Raw genomic sequence first — 7,236 nt, forward strand, 5'->3', positions numbered from 1 at the left:
CTCGCTGTCGCCGTCGTTGCCCTCCTCGCGCGGCGCCAGCAGCACCAGGCCGTTGCCGCCGGCCCACGGCGTCAGCCGCGCCGGCAAAACGGCGCCGCGGCGCGAGGCGATGCGCAGGCTGTGGCCGACGCTGTCTTCCATGTGCTCCAGCGCCGAAGACAGCGTCGCCCAGCCGGCCTCGTCCAGCGCCGCGGCGATCGGCTGGCCCGCGCTCACCGCGCCGTCGGCCGCGTCCAGCCACACCCGGCCGGCGCGGTTGACCGCCAGCACCTGGCCATCGGCGTCGAGCAGGCACAGCGGCTCGTCGCGGCTGTCGAGCAGCGCCTGCAGCAGGCTGCGGTCTTCGGCCAGCGCGTCGGCCTCGCGCCGGTAACGTTCGAGTTCCTGTTCGTGCCGCACCCGCTGCGCCTGTTCGCGCAAACGCTCGCGATGGCGGCGCTGCTTGAGCGCCAGCCATACGCCCAGGCCCGCGGCCGCGGCCAGCGCCGCGAGCAGCCACAACAGCAGGGTGCGCTGCCGGAAACGCGCGCGCTGCAGGTCGTTGTCGGTTTCCAGTGCGGCGATGGTGCGTTGCTGCTCGGCCGCGTCGAAGCGCGCGCGCAGCCAGTCGAGCTGGCGATCGTGTTGCGCGCGCGCCAGCGCCAGCGCCTTGGCGTGGGCGTCGCGCAAGGTGGCGTTGGCGGCGACGGCGTCGCCGCCGCTTTCCTGCGCGGCGGCCAGTTCTTCCAGCAGCGCCACCCGCATCGGGTCGGTGTCCGCCGCTTCGGCCAGCGCTTCGCGCAGGCGCGTAGCGGCCTGCGCGGGGTGCCCGGCCAGGCGCGCGGTGCGCGCCAGTTGCAACTGCAGCGCCGCCGGCAGCGGCAACTTCCAGGCGTCGGCCAGGGCCAGCGCCGCCGCGCTCCAGCGCTGCGCCTGGGCGACGTCGCCGGACGCCAGCGCGGCGCGGGTCAGGCCGTCGTGCGCACGCAGCTCATACACGCGGTTGCCGGCGCGGCGGTATTCGGCCAGCGCTTCCTGCAACCATGCCGAGGCCTGGCGCGCATCGCCCTGATCGAGCGCGACCTCCGCCATCGTCTCCAGCACGTGCGCGGTTTCCACCGCCTCGCCGCGCTTGCGGTAGAGCGCCAGCGCCTCGCGGTAGAACCGCATCGCCTGGGTTTCGTCGGACAGTTCGCGATAGACGTCGGCGAGATTGTTGAGCACCGCGCCGGACACCTCGCCGCGCTCGCGCTGGATCGCCAGGCTGGCGGTGAGGCTGCGCAGCGCGCCGCGGAAATCGCCGAGCCGGCGCTGCGCGGCGCCGACGTTGCTGAGGTCGCGCGCGGTGCCGGCGCGGTCGCCGGCGCGCTGCGCCAGCGTCGCCGCGCATTCGAAGCGGTCCAGCGCCTGGGCGATGCGCTCGCGGCGGAAGTCCAGGATGCCGCGCCGGCGCACCGCTTCGTAGCGCAGGGCCGGATCGGCGGCGCGCCGGGCCAACGCATCGGCGCAGTCGAGCGCGCGCTCGGCCTGGTCGAAGCCGCCGGCGTCGGCGCGGCGCTTGGCCAGTTCGAACAACGCCTCCACGCCGGCGCGGCGATCGATTGCGGACGCGGGCGCATCGGCGAGCAGGCGCGACTGGCACTGGGCCGGATCCGGCAGCGCGCGGCCCGGCGCGGCGCAATCGGCGGCGCGCGCGGGCGCGGCGAACGACGTGGCGAACGACAGCAGCGCCCACAGCACCATCGCGGGCAGCGCCACCGCGCGCGGACGCGACACCGGACGCGGCGGCGCAAGCCGCGCCGTCGCGGCGCGGACCTCGCTCAAGCCTGCGCCGCGCCACGGCGGCGGCATCGACACGTCCTTGTTCGTCATGAATCGCACTGCGGCCCCGCTGCGCGCGGCGGAAGCGGCCGCGGCGGCGGAGTCCTGGCTGTCCGATAGGGCGGGGAGTGGCTTGAGCTTAGCCCTCAAGCCGTCGAACCGGGAACCGCGATGTGCGGACTGCGGCACAAAACGACGGTCCTGCAAATGCGCCGCGGGCGCGGCTGCGCCGCAGCGGCGCCGGTTGTTGCGGGAACGCAACGCACGCCGCGGCGCGCGGCGTGCGTTGCGCGGGTCGCGCTCAGATCTTGGTGATGCGGATCCAGTTGATGTTCCAGCCGCCGGCCTGGGCGAACACGCCGAAATTGTAAGTGCCGGCATTGACGTTGACGGTGTGCGACACCGTGGTCCAGTTCTGCCAGCCGCCGGTGGCGGGCACGTTGACCTGGCCCAGCACCGTGCCGCCGGCGTTGAGGTCGGCCGACAGCGAGCCGCCGCCCGGGCTGGCCACGCGGTACTCGATGCGGTAGCTGCCGCTGGTGGGGAAGTTGATGCTGTTGTAGGCCATCCAGTCGCCGGTCTCGATCCAACCGACGTTGTAGCCGCCCTCCGAACAGGCTTCGACCTGCACGCCGTTCTGCGCGCTGAAGTTCTCCGCTTCGATCGTCGTGCTCGGGCCCGGGTTGCTGCCGCCGGCGCTGTACACGCGCACATAGTCCACGTGCATCTTCGCCGGCAGCTTGCTTTCGTCGACGTTGAAGCCCGGCCAGTTGCCGCCGATGGCGAAGTTCAGCAGCACGAAGAAGTCGCGGTGAAACTCTTCGGTGCCGTTGACGCTGTTCTGGATGCTGGCTTCGTGGAACTTGTTGCCGTCGACGTACCAGCGGATCGCGTTGGCGTCCCACTCCACCGCATAGACGTGCCAGTCGGCCACGTTCAGCGCGGTGTTGCCGCCGTACTGGGCGTAGTTGCCGTTGTGGTCGCGCCAGTGGATGGTGCCGTAGGTGCGGTCCTCGTTGTTGACGTGCTCCATGATGTCGATCTCGCCCGAATCGGGCCAGCCGACCTGCGGCAGGTTCGCGCCGAGCATCCAGAACGCCGGCCACGCGCCCATGAACGAGGGCAGCTTCATCCGCGCCTCGATCTTGCCGTAGCGGAAGGTGCGCACGCCCTGGGTCTTCATCCGCGCCGAGGTGTAGCGGAAGCCGCCGAAATCTTCGCGGCGGGCGTTGATGACCAGGGCGTTGTTCTCGATGGTGGCGTTCTCGCGCCGGTAGTACTGCAGTTCGTTGTTGCCCCAGCCGCCGGAGCCGTTGCCGGTTTCGAACACCCAACTCGGGCCGATCGAACCGTTGAACTCGTCGCTCCACACCAACTGCCAGTTCTGCGCATACGCGCCGCCGGCGAACAGGGACACGGCGAGGAACGCCGCGATACGCATCAGCTGTTTCATGCTCTTCTCCTCGTGGGGATGAACGCCGCACGCAGGCGGGACACGACGCCGCCGCGCGCCGCGTCGCGGCGCGCGAACAGATCGGAAGGATTTCGCGATGGCGGATCCCGCCTTCTCCAGCGACGCTGTCCCGGGCGCGCTGGAGGAGCCCGATCCTAGGCGAGCCGGCGCCGCCGCGCGCGGAACCGCACGACACTTCGCCGGCTTTTGCGCGGATGCGTGACGCGCGCACGCTCGGCGCGTGAGGGCGATCGGGCTGCGCCGGCGCGATTGCTGCCCGGCAATACGCGCCGGCGTCCGCGGCGATGCTGCGACGCAGCGGCGGCGCTCACGGACGTGATCGAGAACGCTTGCGAGGCGATGCGATGGATACAGTATTCCGCGAGCGCCGCTCGCGGCGGCGCACGCCGCTCACAACGAAAAGGGCGCCCGCAGGCGCCCTTTCCGAAAGCGGCTTGAATACGCGGCCTTATTTGGCCTTCACGATCTCGAACCCGCTCACGTCCACGCCGAGGTTGAAGCCGCGGCCGGTGCCGCTGACCGCCAGCGACACCTGGCCCTTGGTCATCGCCAGCGCTTCGCCGCTCTTGACCACGCCCGCGTTGGCGCCGGCGGTGACGTAGGTGCCGTAGACCTCGCTGACGCTCTTGAGCTTGGTGAATTCGCCCTTGCCGTTCTCGATGCTGTACTTGCCCGCGGTCAGGCCGGCGCCGCGGATGTGGATGGCGACGTTGGCGCTCTGGCCGTTGTCGCAGGTGATCCGGCCCTTGCCGTTGATGTGCTTGTAGATGACGGCCCAGCCGGAGGTGTCGAAGGTCATATGACACTTGGTTTCCGCGCCGGCGGCGCTGGCCGGCTGGACGGCGTTGGCGCCGGCCAGCGCGAACGCCAGGGCCGCGATGCCTGCGATGCGCATGTTCATGGTGGTTCTCCTTGATGGACCGTCTGAGACGAAGAGGCGCCGCTGAAGGCGTGCCGGACAATGCCCGTACAAGCTGGCGGGGCCGGCGTTAGCGCGGCGCGAAAAATCCTCACCCAGGCTGAATCGTCGGCACACCGGCGAACGCCTCGCGCGTCGCAGCGGCGCAAGCGCCGCGGCCGCGCGCGGCCCTGCATCGACATGGCCCGATTCCATCGATCGTTGTCGTTCGGGCCGCTTCCGCGAGCGCCGTGCAGCGCCGAGCATGGCGCTCCCTTCGCCCGAGAACGCGCCATGTCCGCGCTGCGCACCGCCCTGCTGATCCTCGCCGCCCTCATCGCCCTGCCCGCCCGCGCCGAAGCGCCGGTGGATGCGCTGCGCCTGTACGTCTTCGACTGCGGGCGGCTCGTCTTCGACGACCTCGGCGCGTTCGCCGACACCGGCGAGTACGACGGCCTTCCGGGCGAGCTGTCGGCGCCATGCTTCCTGATCCGCCATCCCAAGGGCGACCTGCTGTGGGACGCCGGCCTCGGCGACCGCATCGCGGCCCTGCCCGGCGGCGTGGAGACCCGCTCCGGCCTGCGCGCCTTCGTCGCCCATACCCTGCAGTCGCAGCTCGCCGCGGTCGGCCTGCGCGCGGACGAGGTCGACTACCTCGCGTTCTCGCACTTCCATTGGGACCACACCGGCAATGCCGGCGCGTTCCCGGGCGCGACCTGGCTGCTGAGCCGGCGCGAGGTAGAGGCGCTGGACGGCCAGCCCGCCCCGACCCGGGTGACCGTAGACAACCTGGCCGCGCGCGCCCGCGCCAAGGTCGAACTGATCGACCTCGACCGCGACGTGTTCGGCGACGGCAGCGTGCGGATCCTGCGCGCCAACGGCCACACGGCCGGCCATCAGGTGCTGATGCTGCGGCTGGCCAAAGCCGGCACGGTGATCCTGTCCGGCGACCTGTTCCACAGCCGCGAGAACTTCGAGCACGGCCGCATGCCGGCGTTCAACTACTCGCGCGGCGAAACCCTGGGCGCGATCGACCGGGTGCGGCGGATCCTCGAAAACACCGGCGGCCGGCTGGTGATCCAGCACGACCGCCGCGACATCGACGCGCTGCCCAAGGCGCCGGCGTACCTCGACTGAGCCGCGCGCGCACGGCGACGCGCCGTGCGCTGAAAGGCCGCCAGCGGCCGCATCGCCGCCGAACTCCCGCCGCATTCCTGCGATGCCGCTCACAACCCGCGACATCGCCCGCGCGGCCGCGCGGCGCAGCGCGGCGGTCCGGCGCGAGCCGGGAATAAATCCGCTGCAAGCCTTTGATCGGATTGGCAGAACCCCGCGCCGCCGCGGCTCGTGCGATTGCAGGCGCGCCGGGCCGCGACGCCCGGCTTGTTCCCGCCGCCGACCCGGCTTCGGCCTGGAGCGCGGCCGGCGGCGTGCCTAGCGTCGGTCCGGCGCCGCGTGACGCCGCTTGCGGCCGACGGCGCAGCCACCGCCTCCGCCGTCACGGACGGCTCCCTCGCACTTCATCCAAAAGGACCTGCCATGAACCACCGTATCGCCTTGCTCGCTCTCGGTCTTTGCCTGGTCTCGCTGCCGGGCTTCGGCCAAGGCCTGGTGTCGTCCGAACCGTACAGCGACAACCCGATGCACGGCGTCGGCGTCGCCCACAACGCCTACGCCGGCTGCATCGCCGCCAACCGCGACGCCGGCGGCTCGTACGCGCAGTTGCTGGCCTACCGCTGCGGCGCGCCGACCGACGGCAAGCCGGAAGAGTTCGTGCGCACCTACGACGAACTGGCCAAAAAGACCCAGTCCGACCCGCGCCTGTCGATGGCCGAGAACCTGCACGGGCACCGCGCCTCCTTCGGCGAAGAACAGTTCTCCTACTTCGAGGACGTGGACCGGATCCTCGCCGAAGCGCGCAGCGCCGACGAGGCCGACGAAGGCCTGAAGCAACTGGAAGCGCAGGCGGTCAAGGACCTGGGCCGCAAGGAAAACGATCTGGCCGTGCTCGGTGCGATCAGCACCGCGCGCCACTCGCTGGAGCTGTGGAGCAAGGACTATCCGCTGGAGCCGAACGCCAGCGGCCGCGCGTTCCCGTGGCTGCAGGTGGTCATCGCCGATGCGACCGGCTACGTCAACGGCGTGAAGGCCTGCGGCGGCATCAAGCTGTGCGGCTTCATCAACGCGGCGATCCAGTCGGTGAGCGCGGCGTTCAACAAGAACTGACCGCACGCGGCGCGACGGGAGGGAGGCGCGAGCGGGCGCCTCCCTTTTTTGCGCCGGCGCGACGGCTACGGCGCCACCGCGCGCAACAGCGAACCGGCGAACACCCATTCGCCGGGCGAGGGATCCGGATCGTCCGCCGCCTGCGGATCGGCCACGCGCTCCAGCCGCACGCCGGCCGCCTGCAACAACGCCGCCAGCGATGCCCGGCTCGCGCCCCAGCGGAACGGCTCGCCGGCGCGGCGCAGCCAGCGCCGCACCCACGGCCGCTGGCGGGCGAAGCCCGGCGTCGCATCGGCGCGCAGCGCCATCGCCGTGGCGATCAACCGCGCGTCGTCCAGAGTCGCGGCGAGGCCGCGCAGCAACCGCTGCAGGTCGTCGGGGCTCAGATACATCAGCACGCCCTCGGCGACGATCACGGTCGTTGCGGCGGGATCGAATCCCGGCGCGGCGCGCAGCGCCATCGCCGCCGGCGTGTGCGCCAGATCGGCGGCGATCAGGCTCAGGCGCGGATGCTCCGCGCCGATCTCGCGCAACGCCGCGCGCTTGATCGTCACCGCGCGCTCGCGCTCGAGCTCGAACGCGCGCAACTGCGGCGACTGCGCCAGCAACGCCAGCGCCAGGCCGTCGAAGCCGGCGCCGAGCAGCACCGCCTGGCGCGCGCCGTCGGCGCAGGCCTGCAAGGCCCAGCGGCGGATATGCCGCTTGCGCCAGGCGTAATGCGCGCCGATCCCGGGCAGGTAGGCGGCCTCCAGCGCGGCCAGCAGCCAGCGCCCGGGCGCGTGATCGAGCGCGAACAGCAGGCGCCGCCCGGCCGCGCCGCAACCGCGCAGGCAGGCGC

The 7,236-nt window shown here is 71.9% G+C and carries 6 protein-coding genes; 2 read left to right on the top strand and 4 right to left on the bottom strand.

Features of this window, described 5'->3' with window-relative positions; translation table 11 throughout:
- The 3 genes from A7A76_RS22730 to A7A76_RS22740 all read right to left on the bottom strand — a co-directional run.
- Window positions 1-1,851: tetratricopeptide repeat protein (locus tag A7A76_RS22730; RefSeq protein ID WP_206413449.1), on the bottom strand; the 1,851-nt coding region annotated here is incomplete at its 3' end.
- A 250-nt stretch (window positions 1,852-2,101) separates the two neighbouring features.
- The gene (locus tag A7A76_RS22735; RefSeq protein ID WP_206413450.1) at window positions 2,102-3,253 is read right to left on the bottom strand and encodes a carbohydrate-binding protein; all 1,152 of its coding nucleotides are present in this window, start codon (window positions 3,251-3,253) and stop codon (window positions 2,102-2,104) included.
- A gap of 469 nt (window positions 3,254-3,722) precedes the next feature.
- On the bottom strand, window positions 3,723-4,175 hold the full coding sequence (locus A7A76_RS22740; RefSeq protein WP_206413451.1) for a hypothetical protein: 453 nt from the start codon (window positions 4,173-4,175) through the stop codon (window positions 3,723-3,725).
- A gap of 291 nt (window positions 4,176-4,466) precedes the next feature.
- Between A7A76_RS22740 and A7A76_RS22745 the strand changes: the two genes are divergently transcribed.
- Together A7A76_RS22745 and A7A76_RS22750 are read left to right on the top strand one after the other, a co-directional pair.
- The gene (locus A7A76_RS22745; protein WP_206413452.1) at window positions 4,467-5,309 is read left to right on the top strand and encodes an N-acyl homoserine lactonase family protein; all 843 of its coding nucleotides are present in this window, start codon (window positions 4,467-4,469) and stop codon (window positions 5,307-5,309) included.
- A 402-nt stretch (window positions 5,310-5,711) separates the two neighbouring features.
- Window positions 5,712-6,398 carry a hypothetical protein gene (locus A7A76_RS22750; RefSeq protein WP_206413453.1) on the top strand — a complete coding sequence of 229 codons (687 nt, stop codon included), beginning with the start codon at window positions 5,712-5,714 and terminating at the stop codon, window positions 6,396-6,398.
- A 65-nt stretch (window positions 6,399-6,463) separates the two neighbouring features.
- Here A7A76_RS22750 and A7A76_RS22755 read toward each other — a convergent pair.
- On the bottom strand, window positions 6,464-7,236 hold a 773-nt coding region (locus A7A76_RS22755; RefSeq protein ID WP_206413454.1), incomplete at its 5' end, for a class I SAM-dependent methyltransferase.

Source organism: Lysobacter enzymogenes, from assembly GCF_017168095.1.
In the GTDB taxonomy this organism is placed as follows: Bacteria; Pseudomonadota; Gammaproteobacteria; order Xanthomonadales; family Xanthomonadaceae; genus Lysobacter; species Lysobacter enzymogenes_D.

Excerpts from the sequence above, each read along its gene's own strand:
- A7A76_RS22740 (WP_206413451.1), bottom strand. The coding sequence starts at position 4,175 with ATGAACATGCGCATCGCAGGCATCGCGGCCCTGGCGTTCGCGCTGGCC.
- A7A76_RS22750 (WP_206413453.1), top strand. The coding sequence starts at position 5,712 with ATGAACCACCGTATCGCCTTGCTCGCTCTCGGTCTTTGCCTGGTCTCG.
- A7A76_RS22745 (WP_206413452.1), top strand. The coding sequence starts at position 4,467 with ATGTCCGCGCTGCGCACCGCCCTGCTGATCCTCGCCGCCCTCATCGCC.
- A7A76_RS22735 (WP_206413450.1), bottom strand. The coding sequence starts at position 3,253 with ATGAAACAGCTGATGCGTATCGCGGCGTTCCTCGCCGTGTCCCTGTTC.